Source organism: Anditalea andensis, assembly GCF_000714815.1.
GTDB classification, from domain to species: Bacteria; Bacteroidota; Bacteroidia; order Cytophagales; family Cyclobacteriaceae; genus Anditalea; species Anditalea andensis.
In genome coordinates this window covers 62922-78110 of sequence record NZ_JMIH01000022.1, presented here as the reverse complement: position 1 = coordinate 78110, position 15189 = coordinate 62922, and the positions used below count along the sequence as shown (strand labels likewise).

General features: G+C 37.5%; 13 protein-coding genes. 9 read left to right on the top strand and 4 right to left on the bottom strand.

The features are described from left to right. Positions 1–561: 561 nt before the first annotated feature. Complete coding sequence (lysA, locus tag EL17_RS13250; RefSeq protein WP_035074866.1) at positions 562–1794, bottom strand: diaminopimelate decarboxylase; 1233 nt, start codon at positions 1792–1794, stop codon at positions 562–564. 193 nt (positions 1795–1987) lie between these two features. Between lysA and EL17_RS13245 the strand changes: the two genes are divergently transcribed. The 3 genes from EL17_RS13245 (at position 1988) to EL17_RS13235 (ending at position 4778) form a co-directional block, all read left to right on the top strand. Next, positions 1988–3703, top strand: coding sequence for a sensor histidine kinase (locus EL17_RS13245; RefSeq protein WP_035074862.1), 1716 nt, complete (start codon positions 1988–1990; stop codon positions 3701–3703). After that, positions 3700–4395, top strand: coding sequence for a response regulator transcription factor (locus EL17_RS13240; RefSeq protein ID WP_035074858.1), 696 nt, complete (start codon positions 3700–3702; stop codon positions 4393–4395). Before EL17_RS13245 ends, EL17_RS13240 begins: the two co-directional genes overlap by 4 nt. Positions 4396–4580: 185 nt before the next feature. After that, on the top strand, positions 4581–4778 hold the full coding sequence (locus EL17_RS13235; protein ID WP_035074856.1) for a YwbE family protein: 198 nt from the start codon (positions 4581–4583) through the stop codon (positions 4776–4778). Here EL17_RS13235 and EL17_RS13230 read toward each other — a convergent pair whose 3' ends face one another. Then, positions 4779–5906, bottom strand: a complete 1128-nt coding sequence (locus EL17_RS13230) for a BamA/TamA family outer membrane protein (protein WP_035074852.1) — start codon at positions 5904–5906, stop codon at positions 4779–4781. Between the two features lie 80 nt (positions 5907–5986). Continuing rightward, positions 5987–6919, bottom strand: coding sequence for a hydrogen peroxide-inducible genes activator (locus tag EL17_RS13225; RefSeq protein WP_035074847.1), 933 nt, complete (start codon positions 6917–6919; stop codon positions 5987–5989). A 112-nt stretch (positions 6920–7031) separates the two neighbouring features. On the opposite strand from EL17_RS13225, the gene EL17_RS13220 reads away from it, so the two are divergent. From EL17_RS13220 to EL17_RS13205, 4 genes are all read left to right on the top strand, one after another. After that, positions 7032–8057, top strand: coding sequence for a Fe(3+) ABC transporter substrate-binding protein (locus tag EL17_RS13220; protein WP_051719995.1), 1026 nt, complete (start codon positions 7032–7034; stop codon positions 8055–8057). Positions 8058–8063: 6 nt separating this feature from the next. After that, the gene (locus tag EL17_RS13215; protein ID WP_240485997.1) at positions 8064–9713 is read left to right on the top strand and encodes an ABC transporter permease; all 1650 of its coding nucleotides are present in this window, start codon (positions 8064–8066) and stop codon (positions 9711–9713) included. Positions 9714–9721: 8 nt separating this feature from the next. Then, positions 9722–10759: an ABC transporter ATP-binding protein gene (locus EL17_RS13210; protein ID WP_035074846.1), complete on the top strand. Its 1038-nt coding sequence runs from the start codon at positions 9722–9724 to the stop codon at positions 10757–10759. 290 nt (positions 10760–11049) lie between these two features. Then, the gene (locus EL17_RS13205; RefSeq protein ID WP_035074843.1) at positions 11050–11793 is read left to right on the top strand and encodes a 1-(5-phosphoribosyl)-5-[(5-phosphoribosylamino)methylideneamino]imidazole-4-carboxamide isomerase; all 744 of its coding nucleotides are present in this window, start codon (positions 11050–11052) and stop codon (positions 11791–11793) included. A gap of 56 nt (positions 11794–11849) precedes the next feature. On the opposite strand, the gene EL17_RS22675 is transcribed toward EL17_RS13205, so the two are convergent. Beyond that, the gene (locus EL17_RS22675; protein ID WP_051719994.1) at positions 11850–12215 is read right to left on the bottom strand and encodes a hypothetical protein; all 366 of its coding nucleotides are present in this window, start codon (positions 12213–12215) and stop codon (positions 11850–11852) included. Between the two features lie 79 nt (positions 12216–12294). Between EL17_RS22675 and EL17_RS13195 the strand changes: the two genes are divergently transcribed. After that, on the top strand, positions 12295–12630 hold the full coding sequence (locus EL17_RS13195) for a tRNA-binding protein (RefSeq protein ID WP_035075479.1): 336 nt from the start codon (positions 12295–12297) through the stop codon (positions 12628–12630). 5 nt (positions 12631–12635) lie between these two features. Next, positions 12636–15098 carry a bifunctional UDP-N-acetylmuramoyl-tripeptide:D-alanyl-D-alanine ligase/alanine racemase gene (locus EL17_RS13190; protein ID WP_035074840.1) on the top strand — a complete coding sequence of 821 codons (2463 nt, stop codon included), beginning with the start codon at positions 12636–12638 and terminating at the stop codon, positions 15096–15098. The last annotated feature ends 91 nt before the right edge of the window (positions 15099–15189 follow it).

Here is a 15189-nt window from a genome sequence, read left to right as displayed (position 1 = left end):
ACAAATAAAAACCAAATTCAGGGTGAAAAATATTTAAAAAAGCTATCTATAGTGATATACTACCTAATATAGTTATCAAACTGCTTTTTATAAATGATGAGACAATGACAATAAAATTTTCGCTTAAGTATCAAATTTTCCTAAAAGCGTAAATTACATAAGCTTTTTTAAAATGGGTTTGTATGAGATTTCAACTATTAATGGACGCTGGAATGATTTACTATGCTATAGATGTCCGGTATTGATTCATATTATGCCTATAATAAAGCTCCCAAACCTATATTTTGGCATTCAATAATCTAAAAAAGTGGTATGGCATAGGGGTATCCTATTAAGTGTAAAGGAAAGGGGTGCATATAAAACCTACTACCAGTACTCTACCTTACTATGGAATAACATATACCTAAACGTATTTACATAAAAAAACCCCAGAGAGTTGGCTCCGGGGCTTTATGAAATAGTTACAACTACCAGGGCTAATTGCAGTGGTTCACTTGTCTTGTAAATTTATTAAATTACCTCAAAATGACAAAGTTATTTTATGGTAAAATTAAAAGCATCTCATAAATCCAGTACTACCTGATGCTTCAGGATATCATCAAATGTTTCGCGTTCTCTGATCAAATAGTGCTGGCCATTTAAAATTAAAACTTCTGCTGGGCGGAGTCTGCTATTGTAATTAGATGCCATACTGAATCCATATGCTCCGGCATTTTTGATAGCTAAAATGTCCCCCTCTTTTACCTCTTTTAACTTTCTGTCCGCAGCTATGGTATCTGTTTCGCAGATATACCCCACGATGGTGTAAATTCTCTCTGGCCCCTCGATTCTGGATATATTTTCTACTCCGTGGTAGGCATCATACATCATGGGTCGGATAAGGTGGTTCAATCCTGAATCCACACCCACGAAGGTAGATGCAGGAGTAGCTTTTATCACATTGGCATTTACCAAAAGGTACCCACATTCACTAACCAGAAATTTGCCAGGCTCAAACCAGATTTCCAGATCTCTTCCATAATTATCGCAGAAATTTTTAAAAGCTGCAGAAACCTTCTCTCCTACTTCCATGATGTCAGTGGCGATATCGCCTATTTTATAGGCTACTTTAAATCCGCCGCCAAAATCCAGGAAGGTCAAATCTTTAAAAGCTATAGCTGCATCAAAAAGAATTTCAGCACCCTTTAAAAATACTTCCGCATCCAAAATATCCGAACCGGTATGCACATGGAGACCTGTTACCTTCAATTGATGAGCTTCAACTATTTTCAGTATATGTTTTAATTGAAGTATACTGATACCAAACTTGCTATCTATATGGCCCACGGATATTTTAGCATTACCACCTGCCAAGATATGTGGGTTTAACCTGATGCAGATCGGCACTGTCCCTCCATATACTGAACCGAAATGCTCCAGCATAGGTATGTTATCAATGTTAATCATTACACCCAGATCTACAGCGTGCTGTATTTCATCAAAAGAGACGCAGTTTGGTGTGTACATGATCTCAGCTGAGTCAAAACCAGCATGCAGGCACAGTAATACTTCTTCTATAGATACAGCATCTACACCAGTACCTGCTTTTTTCATCAGTTTGAGTATAGATAAATTTGAAAGGGCTTTAGTGGCATATTTTATTTTCAGATTTACAGTAGAAAAAGCCTGTTTTAGTTTTTGTACCTGATCTAAAATTTTCTGGCCATCATATACGTAAAGAGGCGTACCATATTCTTTTGCCAAACCCAACAGGGGAACACCCTGAATTTCAAATTGCTGATTATTGATTTCCATAGTAAAATATTTGGGTGCAAAGATATAGATTGCTGGATAAGAATAAAAAGAAACCTTCAGCAGTTAATCTGGATTGGGGAAAGGAATTACTATAAGACAGATAAGTGTTAGATTATGAATCGAATATGGACTTAATGCTGTTAAATATTGTTAACCATCCTAGCTGATCTATTATTAGGCTTAAATTTGTAATATGAGTAAAACGAAAATGAACCTGGTGATCGTCCTGATGTCAGTGGCTACACTTGGGCTGGTGGCATTCCAGTATTATTGGGTAAATAATGCCCTTAAGATAAACCAGGAAAGATTTGAACAAAATGTATATCAATCACTCTATTCTACGGTAAATAAATTAGAAAAAAATGAAGCGAGTGACATATTCCTAAGCAACCTGATGCAGGATACCCTCTTGCAGGAATCACTATTTCAAAAAATAGAGCCTATTGAATTCACCATCAAAAGACGACAGGTAACCAGGAAAAGACCTTCTGTCGTAGACAGCATTTTTTCCAGCCCAATGCCTCAGCTATCTGCTACATTTCAGAAAATCATTCAGTCATACGGCGGTGATTTAGATTTGATAGTGGATGTAGAAAGCTTTTTCACCTATATGCCACCTTCTGTAGCCAGGCAACATATGACCCCTGATGAACTTACCATTCTGCTCAATGAAAAGGAAAAAGCATTTCAATACCTATCTGAGCAGGGTAACAAGCGCAGGAGCAGAAGAAACGATACTATATCCCAAAATGAAATCATTGAGGAATATAATCTGCCCATAGACGCAGCTGAAAAGATCGTAAAAGCCAATATGAAAATAGAGATGATGGAAAGTATCTTTAATGAACTCATGGAGGGCAGAAAAAGAATTATGGAACGCATAGACCCTGTACTGGTAAATAATATTATTAGATCACAGCTTTCAGAACATGGCATTACTCAAAAATTTGAATTGGCGGTTCTTGATGATGATGAAAATATCATCCCTTTATCTGAAATGGATAATAAAACCAATATAATAGAAGAGGGCATGAAGGCAAAACTATTTCCCAGTGATTTTATGGGCAGAGAAAATTACCTAATGGTTCATTTCCCAAACAAGCAAGCCTATCTATTACAGCAGGTATGGGGGCCACTATTGAGTTCTATTGCTTTTTTGGTCATCATAATAGCATGTTTTATTTATGCTATAAAAGTAATCATAAGACAGAAAAAGCTCTCTGTAACCAAAAATGATTTTATCAATAACATGACCCACGAATTTAAAACGCCAATTGCTACGGTAAGCTTGGCTGTGGAAGCTTTACAGGATCCCGATCTGGCCAATCAGGATAAATTCAGGAACCGCTACCTCCGTATCATTAAGGATGAAAACAAAAGACTGGGACTTCAGGTAGAAAAGGTGCTCCAGGCAGCCGCTCTTGACAAAAAGGATTTTAAACTGAAATTTGAAAAAGTAAACCTGATAGATATATTAGAAAATGCAAAAAATAACATTGCCCTACAGGTAGAAAAAAGCGGCGGGGAAATCCGGGCTGACATGGATCTTGAAGATCCATATATTGAGGCGGATGCTTTCCATCTTTCCAATATTATAAACAACCTTTTGGATAATGCCAACAAGTATTCTAAAGAAAAACCTGACATTATTCTCTCTGCTCATGACTATGCTGACAAGGTAGCCATTAGCATTCAGGATAAAGGCATAGGTATGAATAAAGAATCCCAAAGAAAGATTTTTGATAAATTTTATAGAGTCCCCACCGGCAATGTCCATGATGTAAAAGGCTTCGGCTTAGGACTCGCCTACGTTAAAACAATGGTAGAAGCCCACCATGGCGAGGTTTTTGTAGAAAGTGAGCCAGAAAAAGGTAGTACATTCACGATATATTTACCCAAGAAAAAATGAGCAAAGCAAAACTTTTAGTAGTAGAAGATGATCCAAATTTAGGCGATATTTTACAGGAATATCTTACCATGAAAGGATATGAAACCACATTGTGTAAAGATGGTGAAGAAGGTTGGAACAAGTTTAAAAAGGATAAATATAACCTTTGTATACTTGATATCATGATGCCAAAAAAGGATGGCTTTACTTTGGGTAAAGAAATCAAAAAAGTGGAGGAAAACATACCTATCATCTATTTGACAGCAAAAAATCTAAAAGATGATGTCATAGAAGGTCTGAAAATAGGGGCTGATGATTATATAACAAAACCCTTCAGCATGGAAGAATTACTTTTAAGAATATCGGCTATCCTTAAAAGAACCATGAAAGGAAACGAAGTGACGGCCCTTAAAAGCTATAATTTTGGGGACTTTACCTTACATTATGATCAGCAAATTCTGGAGAGTAAAAACGGTAAAAATAAACTTACCAGTAAGGAAAATGAACTATTGAGACTTTTGGCTTCCGAAATCAATAATAATGTGAGTCGTAGCCAGGCACTCAAGCAAATCTGGGGGGATGACAGTTACTTTAATGCCCGAAGCATGGATGTATATTTAAGTAAAATCAGAAAACTATTGAAAGAAGATCCAAAGGTTCAAATCATCACCTTACATGGTGAAGGATTTAAAATGGTGATAGGGGAAGTTTAGGCTAAGGTTATCCACATAATATGATAGTTGGATTTAGACTTACACAAATAGCAGTATTATACTGCTAACAAATGTGATCCCATCAGTTCTAATGACTATCTATTTCACTATGGTATATTTTGCGTAAATCGCAGAGCTTAATATATTTACTGCATTAACACTTTAAAGTTATCCACAATCCGACCATGAACGGACAAAACAGAAAAGACATCTTTCCCGGCTTAGAAGTAAAAATTGTAAAAAAAGAGGACCAGAGAACAGGAAAACTGACGGAAGGGATAGTACAGTCTTTATTGACCAAATCTATTTTTCATCCACATGGTATCAAAGTAAGACTAGAGGACGGAACCGTGGGTAGGGTACAGGAGATTGTGGATAACTGATCAGAAAGCCTCACCGATAAAAATATAAATCCCCCTACCTTCGTTGGTAAAGGCCAGATCAAATCGCGTATAAATATCCTTCTTAGGAAACAGTAAGAAACGTAATCCTGCTCCACCCGACCATACGAAGTTATTGATCGAAAACCCTTCCAGATTATTAAATACTGTGCCGGCACCACCAAAGACAGCTGCACCGATTCTATCCGTAAAACCTAGTTTTAGTGGTAAAAACCGGTATTCTACCTGCGTTGCTATCTGGTGGTTGGCCCGGAATCTACCAAAATAATATCCCCTCATTATACTTTCACCTCCTAAAAGGGCCATTTGGTTGAACGGAACATCACCGAAGTTAAACTCACCTAAAAGCTGGGCTGCTATAACATTATTTGTTCCCACTGGCCTATAGATCCGCGTATCAGATATAAGATTAGTAAATGTAAAGGTACTTGCGAAAGAATAACGCAAAAATGCCCATTCGGAGAATAATCCGTCCCGTACATTTAATACATTATGTCTGCTGTCATAGACTACTCCCATTCCTAAGCCTAGATTATCACTTCCATCAGCACCTAATGGAAGTTCATCCAATGACCCTTCGGTCCGCTGGTTAAATTCAACCCCCGAAGTCCTTTGAAAATCTGCCTGTCCTCCCACGAAAAGATTTTTACGGATTTTTCTTAACACTCTTTCCCTGATCATGATCTGATTGGCATCCACACGTGCCAGATACTGCTCGGGCGTATTGGGCCCAATTCCGTGGTATAACAAAGGAAAACTTTGGATCCTTATCCTGCCCAGAAATAACCAGTCGTTTTGATCAGAATATAAAGCATGGTCAAACCATATTCCGAACTGGTTTTCCAAGGTCAAAAAAGTAAATCCATTGATCTCACTGAGCCTATTAGTGGTATCCCGGTTGGCATAATAAACATATAGCGTGCTTAGCCCAAACTCCCAGCTTGTTTCAGGTGCATAGGCTACTGTAGGATATATTAAAAATTGTGGCCTACTTATATTACTGGTATCAAATACTATGCTGTTGATATATTTTTTGAATAATCCCTGCCCTTGTACAGCATTTATACCTAGAAAAAACACCCCCAAAAAAAATATAATTTTAAATTTCATAACTTCCAGAATACACTTTACCTAAAACAAGTTTGAAAGTTAACAGCAGAAAGCTTAAAATGATTGTGATATTTTAAAATTTATTTAAACCTTACTTTCTTTCCATGATAAATGGATGTCATTTCTTCTGGTACTGAAGCACATATTTCTTTATAAAGAAGCTGAACTAATTTTTGTTTAAGATAAGTCCGGGTCAGAATGATGCTTATTTCCCTTACAGGCTCCTCGTTTTTAAAGGTTCTTAACCTTGTAGCTTCTTCATCATTAAGTTCTGTAGTAGCCAGTTCAGGAAGCAGGGTTATGCCCTGGTATTTATTTACCAGATTCTTTAATCCTTCCAGAGAGCCACTTTCGTAGTGGAAGTTCATTCTTTGAAATTTGGCCTGGTCACATAGATTTAAAACCTGGTCCCTAAAACAATGCCCCTGTTGTAAAACCCATAGATCTTCGTGAACTATGTCAGAAATTTCCAGACTTTTCTTTTTCAGTAAATCATGATTTTTGGAAAGGTAAACGAAAAATTTTTCATAAAACATCGGTTTTTCTACAATCCCCTGCTCGGCTAAAGGTGTAACCACTATGCCCATATCCAGTTCATCATTTCTCAGTCTACGGATGATATCCTCCGTGATCATTTCCTCTACTTCCAACTTCACATTAGGATAGGACTCTAAAAACCGACGGACAAATAAAGGAAGTAAATAAGGTGCCAAAGTAGGGATGATGCCCAATTTGATCACACCGCTTACTTCTCCTTTCAAAGTAGAGATAAGCTCATAAATCCCTTTGCTTTCATTGACCACTTTTTTGGCCTGGCTCAGTACAGCCGCACCAAGTTCTGTTGGGATAACGGGCATTTTTGACCTGTCAAAAATGAGTATTTCCAATTCCTTCTCCAACTTACTGACCTGGGCGCTTAAGGTAGGTTGGGTCACGAAACATGCATCTGCCGCATGACCAAAATGCCTGAATTTATCTACCGCTAATATATACTCCAGTTGCTGAATAGTCATTTAGTAATTTTCTTATTAACACTTTATAAGGCCGTAAATATATAAATGTTTTTTCCTTTTATTTAGATTTGATTTAAATAATGGCTAATTTTGCATCCAAATACATATAGACATGACTGAAATATTTAAAGCAATTTTAATATTAATCATTGGGGTGCTTATTATAAGCTGTAATGGCCAGGAACAAGAGATCGTAAATGTTTACACGCACCGCCACTATGAGGCAGATCAGCAGTTGTTTGATAATTTTACAGCACAGACAGGAATTCAAGTCAATGTAGTAAGTGCCAGTGCGGATGAATTGATACAGAAATTGGAGCTTGAAGGAGCAGGATCACCTGCAGATGTTCTCATTACTGTAGATGCAGGCAGGCTGCATAGGGCTGAAGAGAAGGATTTACTCCAATCTATAGATTCAGAAATCCTTCAAGAAAACATCCCTCAAAAATATAACAGCCCTAGCAACAAATGGTTTGGCCTTACCTATAGAGCACGAATACTTGCTTATAGTAAAGAACGGGTAGACCCTTCTGAACTCAGCACGTATGAAGCCCTTGCAGACGACAAATGGGAAGGAAGATTATTGACCAGGTCATCTGAAAACATATACAATCAATCCTTATTGGCTTCAATCTTAGAAGCACATGGGGAAGAAAAAACGACTGAATGGGCTAAAGCTGTATTAAGCAATATGGCCCGCAGCCCCAAAGGAAATGATAGGGATCAGGTAAAAGCTGTGGCCTCCGGTGAAGGAGATGTAGCCATAGTAAATACTTACTACATTGGCATTATGCTGAATGACTCAAATATAGAAGAACAACGAGCCGCTGAGCAAGTAGGTATATTTTTTCCGAACCAAGAGGATCGAGGTACACATATCAACATTTCCGGTGCAGGAGTCACAAAGTATGCTCCCAACAAAGGTAATGCTATTAAACTACTTGAATTTCTATCCGGAAAAGAAGCGCAGACACTTTTGGCAGACATCAATTTTGAATACCCTGTAAATCCTGAAGTAGAACATTCACCGTTATTGAAAAATTGGGGGGACTTCAAGTCTGATGATATAGCACTATATAAATTAGGCAATAAAAATAGGGAAGCTGTCATGATTTTCGACCGGATTGGCTGGAAATAAAACCATTTGAATACCAGAATATTGAGTTTAGTCAAGCAAAGCTATTATTGGTGGAACAGATGGGCAGGTGCCGCAGTAGTAATACTGCTTCTGGTAACCATACCTGTTCTGACTATATTACTACAACTATTTGAACCACCGGGTGACAGCTGGTACCATCTTAAAGAAAACCTGCTGCTTACACTTTTCAGCAATACACTATTATTGCTTTCAGGCGTATCACTTTTCACTTTTTTACTTGGGGTAAGCACGGCTTGGCTGGTATCCAATTATAACTTTCCTGGCAGGAGATATTTCGAATGGCTATTGATACTTCCCCTTGGGTTTCCTGCTTACATTATGGCCTATACGTATACCGGTATATTTGATTATGCCGGACCTATACATTCTTTTTTTAGAAACCATCTAGCTATCAATATTAAAGGCAGCCTGATTGATATCATGAACCTACCTGGGGCCGTTTTTATACTTTCCATTACCTTATTTCCGTATGTATTTTTGATCAGTCGGTCCTCCTTTTTACAACAATCCAAAACTTTACAAGAAGCCTCTTCACTACTTGGCAGCCATAGGTGGAGAACATTCATACGAATAGCTTTACCTATGGCACGTCCGGCCATAGTAGGAGGAATAGCACTAGCCTCTATGGAAGTACTTAACGATTATGGGACAGTGAAATATTTCGGGGTAAACACTTTTACTACAGGCATATTCAGAGCCTGGTTTTCTATGGGGGACGCTACGACCGCTATCTATCTATCTGCCATCCTGATGATGGTCGTATTTACTATTTTATACTTAGAAAGCCTACAAAGGGGAAATCGCCAATTTGGAAATGCCAATGCCTTGACCAAACCCTTGGTAAGGGTCACCCCCAATGTTAAAAAACAATTTCTCTATACGACCTTCTGTACAATTATATTTCTGGTCAGTTTTTTAATACCGCTGGCGCAGATTGTTTATTGGGTAATATTGACTTATGAGAAAGTTATTAATAAAGATTTTTTCCTTTTGATATACAGAAGTTTCAGTCTTGCTGCCGGAACAGGGTTAGCCGTTGTCATTTTGTCCGTGGTACTGCTATACGCTTTAAGACTAAGTCCTTTTAAATGGATGAAAAACATAACAAAAATTGCCACACTGGGGTACGCCATACCTGGTGCAGTAATAGCCGTAGGTATTATGATACCGATATTAGGCTTTGACAGGTGGCTGGCCGGCCAATTTAGTCCGGGGACACTTGGTTTGATCCTCTCAGGTAGTTTGTTTGGTTTAATCTTTGCCTATATTGTAAGATTTATGGCAGTAGGCTATAATCCGATTGATGCAGGGTTTCAAAAAATCGGGCTACATGTAAATGAAGCAAGTAGGCTTTTGGGTTCTGGACCTACCCGTACCTTATGGCGAGTAGACCTGCCTTTGATCAAACCCAGCTTATTTAGCGGTATATTATTGGTTTTTGTGGATGTTTTAAAGGAATTACCGTTAACTTTGATTCTAAGGCCTTTTAATTATCATACATTGGCTACTAAAGCCTTTGACATGGCGACCAATGAGATGATAGCAGAATCGGCTAATGCTGCTTTAATCATCATTCTAACGGGAATCATCCCAATTATATTTTTAAATAGAATGATCAGAAGGCGAGATGTATAGTAAGGAAAATGACAATATTAGAGCTTCAATCCATAGACAAAAAATATTCGCAGGCCGACTATTTTGCTGTAAACCAAGTATCATTTAAAGTAAAGCAAGGAGAAATATTAGCCCTCGTAGGGGAAAGTGGATCTGGCAAAACCACCCTTCTCAGACTCATAGCCGGTCTGGAGCATCCCAACTCAGGCTGTATACTGCTTTCAGGTGAGAAAATTGCAGAAAGAAACAAATCCGTTCCTTCAGAGAAAAGAAAAGTAGGGATGGTATTTCAGGATTATGCCCTTTTTCCCCATCTGTCCATCATTGAAAATGTTAAATTTGGACTCATCCACACAAAAGGGGATAAAGATAAAATAGCAAAAGAAACATTGGATCTGGTAGGTTTAAAAGAAAATTATTCCAAATACCCCCACCAGTTATCCGGCGGGCAGCAACAAAGGGTCGCACTGGCTCGGGCTATAGCTCCCCGGCCATTCATACTGCTGATGGATGAGCCTTTTAGCAACCTAGATGCCCTGCTCAAGGACCAGGTAAGGGAAGAAATCCGGCAGATCATCAAAAAAACAGGTGTGACCGCTATATTTGTAACCCATGACACAAGAGATGCCCTAAGCACAGCCGACCGTATAGCTATCCTTCATAAAGGCAGACTGCAGCAAATAGATTTGCCGAGAAATCTATATGAAAAACCCATAAACCCCTATGTTGCTAATTTTTTTGGGAAGAGAAATGAAATATTGGCTACTGCTACAGTAGAGGGTTTTTATACTTCATTCGGCTTTATAGAAGATGAAAATGCAAAAAATTATCAAGATAAGGTGAGGTTATTTTTTAGACCTGAACATGCATCCTTGACAGTCCGTGCAGGACAGGCCCTAAGCGGCAAACTATTTAAAGTATCCTATTATGGAGACCATCAGATTTTAAAATTAACCGATGAGGAGGGAAAGAAAATAAGTATTAAAATTAATCCTACCCAATCCGTTCAAAATGATGCTCGGGTGCATTTCAGCCTCCACAGTTATGGGATTGAATCAGCGTATTAACTTTATTGAACCGACTCCTGATTTTAAAAATCTAATCAATGATTTTATAGTTATTTATGAGAAAGCAGGTAGGCTAAAATTAATTTTATTTTAATTTAGATAATACTATTAATTAAAATTTAGATTATTTTGAAAAATCTATAAATTTTTTGCTTTAACTATTAAATCTATTTTTTCTGTCTTATATTTAGAATACTGTAATAGGATAAAAATGCCCCTTCCCTTATCGTGGGTCAATACTCCGAAGGTGTGTTTAGCAGTAAAATTTTACATCTGAAAAATTCGATAACATGTTTGAAATAATACCATCTATTTGGATAATTAATGGAAAATGCGTGCGCCTCAAAAGAGGCGATTTTGCCACTGAAGAAGTCATTTCAAATAATCCTTTGGAAATAGCACAAGCTTTTGAAGATCATGGAATAAAAAGATTGCATTTAGTGGATCTGGATGGTGCTAGGAGAGGGGAGCCTAAAAATTATCATATTCTGGAAACTATGGCTGGTTATACGTCAATGAAAATAGACTTCACTGGAGGCATTTCTACTGATGGTGATGTGATAAAAGCTTTTGAACATGGTGCAAAAACTATCACAGCTGCATCCATAGCAGCTAAATCAGCTGATAAATTTACCCAATGGATCGTCTCATATGGACGTGAAAAAATAAATTTAGCTGCCGATACCAACCCGAATGATTATAAAATTAAAATACGGGGATGGTTGAAAAAAACGGAAATCAACCTTTTTGATCATATCGATTACTTTTATCAAAGGGGTCTTAAACACCTAAAATGTTCAGATATAACAAGGGATGGTGTAATGGAAGGCCCCAATTTTGAGCTTTATGCACAGATTATCGAAAAATTCCCTTCACTGTCACTCATAGCAAGTGGAGGGGTACGCAATATCGATGATTTTACCAGATTAAAGGAAATGGGTCTAAAAGGAGTAGTGTTTGGAAAGGCCTTTTATGAAGGTAAGATAACATTGGCTGATATAGACAAATTTTTGGCAGAAAATAATGTTGCATAAATGAAAAAAGGAGATCTATGATCTCCTTTTCTATTTTGGGTTATCTGCTAATTGAATTAATCTTCTTTAAATTTATCTACGATATATAAAAACAAATTAAAAGAAAGCGTAGAGACATTTTCTTTTCGAACATCTTTTTCCCCGCCCTGCTTGTATATATCTTTGTTTTTATTTGTTATGCCAGTATTGACCTTTTCTTTAGGAGTAGAAGGAATGGAGGTAGAAGATTTGCTATTATAATCCATCACATTTGCTTCAGGACTCTCCATAGCACCAAAATTATCATCTATTCTTGTCTCGGGAATGTTCCTGTTCCTATCTTCCCCCTGGGCATAGGCATTTAAAGCACATATAGAGCTAAGGATAAAAGCTAAAAAGGCGACCTTTTGAATAGAAAACGAAATATTGATTGGGTTAAGCATGGTAAATAATATGAATTACATATCTTTCTAACTCCTTACTTCTAATTAAGGTTTCCAAATATACAAAATATAAAATATGATGCAAACGATTGACATTATTGATTTTCAAAAGGTTGACATTCGGATAGGCACTATCATAGAAGCCAAAGAGTTTTCAAGGGCAATAAAGCCCTCTTATCAACTATTTATAGACCTAGGCCCATTAGGAATAAAAAAATCTTCTGCTCAGATAACTGACCTATATTCCTGTGAATCTTTAATCGGAAAACAAGTAGTCTGCATATGTAATTTAAAACCAAGACAGATAGCCAATTTTATATCAGAAGTATTGGTCACCGGATTTTCTAATGAAAATGGAGAGATTGTACTTGCAGCAGTGGATCAGCCAGTAGAAAATGGGACCAAGTTACATTAATAGCCATGATTAAAAGTATTGACATAAAGACACTTGCGACGCTCACTTCTGGAAAAATTATTGTACAGGGAGAAGCGATGGCCATTCAGCATGTGATTACTGATAGCAGGAATATAATTTTTGAATCTCAAGCAGTATTCATTGCTTTAACAGGACCCAATTATGATGGTGCACACTATATTCACGAAGCTTATCATAGACAGGTAAGAGTATATATTATACAGTCTATCCCAACTGATATCCATGAATTTCAAAATGCTACCTTTATCCTGGTAGAGGATACCTTAAAGGCATTACAAGCTTTGGCCATATACCAAAGGAACCATTTTATGGGGCAGGTGATAGGCATAACCGGTAGTAACGGAAAAACCATTATCAAAGAATGGCTTGGGTTGATTCTGGCCACTAAATATCCTATTGCCAAAAGTCCAAAAAGCTATAATAGTCAAGTCGGAGTACCGCTTTCAATATTTGGAATAGCACCTTATCATAAGATAGCCATATTAGAAGCCGGTATATCCAAACCGGGAGAGATGACTGTTTTAAATAAAATGATATCCCCTAACCTGGTCATCTATTCTAACTTGGGTACAGCCCATCAGGAGGGGTTTGAAACCCTATTGGACAAAGCATTTGAAAAATCCCAATTAGGTAACGGAGCACATTATATTATTTATAGAAAAGATCACCTGCCTGTATCGAAAGCATTAGAAGAAAGGTTTGATGGGGCAATATTGATCTCTTGGTCCCAAAAACCTGGATCAGATTATACTTTTTCCGTAAAAAAAGGTCCTGAATATACTAAAATCATGCTTATCAAACCTGATTTTTCTCTGTTCACCTTTTCATGCTCCTTTTCAGATGAAGCTTCTCTGGAAAACATATGCCATGTGATCACCGCCTGCCTCACTTTGGGATTTTCAGAGAAAGAAATACAATCAGGACTTCAGCTACTCAAACCGCTGGAAATGCGACTCACCTTAAAACAGGGCATACATAATAGCCTCATCATCGATGATACCTACAACAATGATCTGGAAGGTCTGAAAGTAGCCCTGGATTTTATGCAGGTACAAAGACCTAAAAAGAGAAAAATATTGGTGTTATCCGATTTTCTCCAGGTAGGTGCCGGAGCTGAATTGTATAATGAAGTATCCAAACTCCTGACGCAGTACAAAATAGACCATCTTTATGGCATAGGAGATAATATCACGTTAGTTGGCAAATGTGAAAATTTTACCTCTGAATTTTATCCTACCACCGACGACTTTATCACATCAAACCTCAATAATACTTTTGACCATGACCTTATCCTGGTGACCGGTGCGAGAACATTTAAATTTGAAAAGATAGTGAACTACCTTCAACAAAGGGTTCATGGAACCACACTTGAAATAAATTTAAATGCTCTTACCCATAACTATAATTTCTACAGGCATAAAATTGATGCTTCAACGAAAATTATGGTCATGGTCAAAGCATTTGCTTATGGTGGAGGACCTGCAGAAATCGCCAACCATCTGCAGCAATTAAAAGCTGATTACCTGGCAGTAGCATATACAGATGAAGGTGTGTATTTAAGGGAACAGGGCATTACACTACCGATTATGGTAATGAATCCTTCAGAAGAATCATTTTTTCAGCTTAGCAAACATCATTTAGAGCCTGTAGTCTATAGCTTAAACCATTTTAAACTATTAGGTAATTTTTGCATTCAGGAAAATAAGACCATAAGTATTCATCTGGATCTAGATACAGGCATGCATAGGTTAGGCATTTCATTAGAGGAAATTCCTGATCTAAATAAACTTATCCACCATTATAAACTGCCTATAGTAAGCCTATATACACATTTGGCAGGAGCGGACGAACAGATACACGAAACGTATTCTATACATCAGCTGAATAAATTTATAGAAATGACTGAGCTTATTTCAGCTCACCTTACTTATAAACCACTCAGGCATGCCTTAAATTCTGCCGGTATTATCAGTTATCCACAATATCAACTGGATATGGTTAGATTGGGGATAGGATTATATGGAATAGAAATTACCGGTAAGGAAAAATCCCCATTGAAATCTATCAGTACTCTTAAAACTACTATTTCCCAAATCAAAACACTTCAGAAAGGGCAAACCATTGGATACAGCCGAAAAGGTATTATGCTAAAAGATGGAAAAATCGCCACTATATCCATAGGCTATGCAGATGGATATGACAGAAGGTTCAGTAATGGCGTAGGTTTCGTGTTGATAGCAGGCCAAAAAGCACCTGTCATCGGAAATGTCTGCATGGATATGACTATGGTAGACATAACTGATATACAAGCAAATGAGGGAGACGAAGTGATGGTATATGGGGAAGGCATTTCCCTTCAGGATCTTGCTTCATCTATAGGCACCATTCCCTATGAATTATTGACCAATATCAGCAGTAGGGTAAAAAGAATATATTATGTGGACTAAGAGGCTTAATTAAATTCAAGAGCTGAAAATTGACTCAGATACCGACCCCGATCAAAACAGAGGCTGTCCTTACTTAGGAGACAGCCTCTGT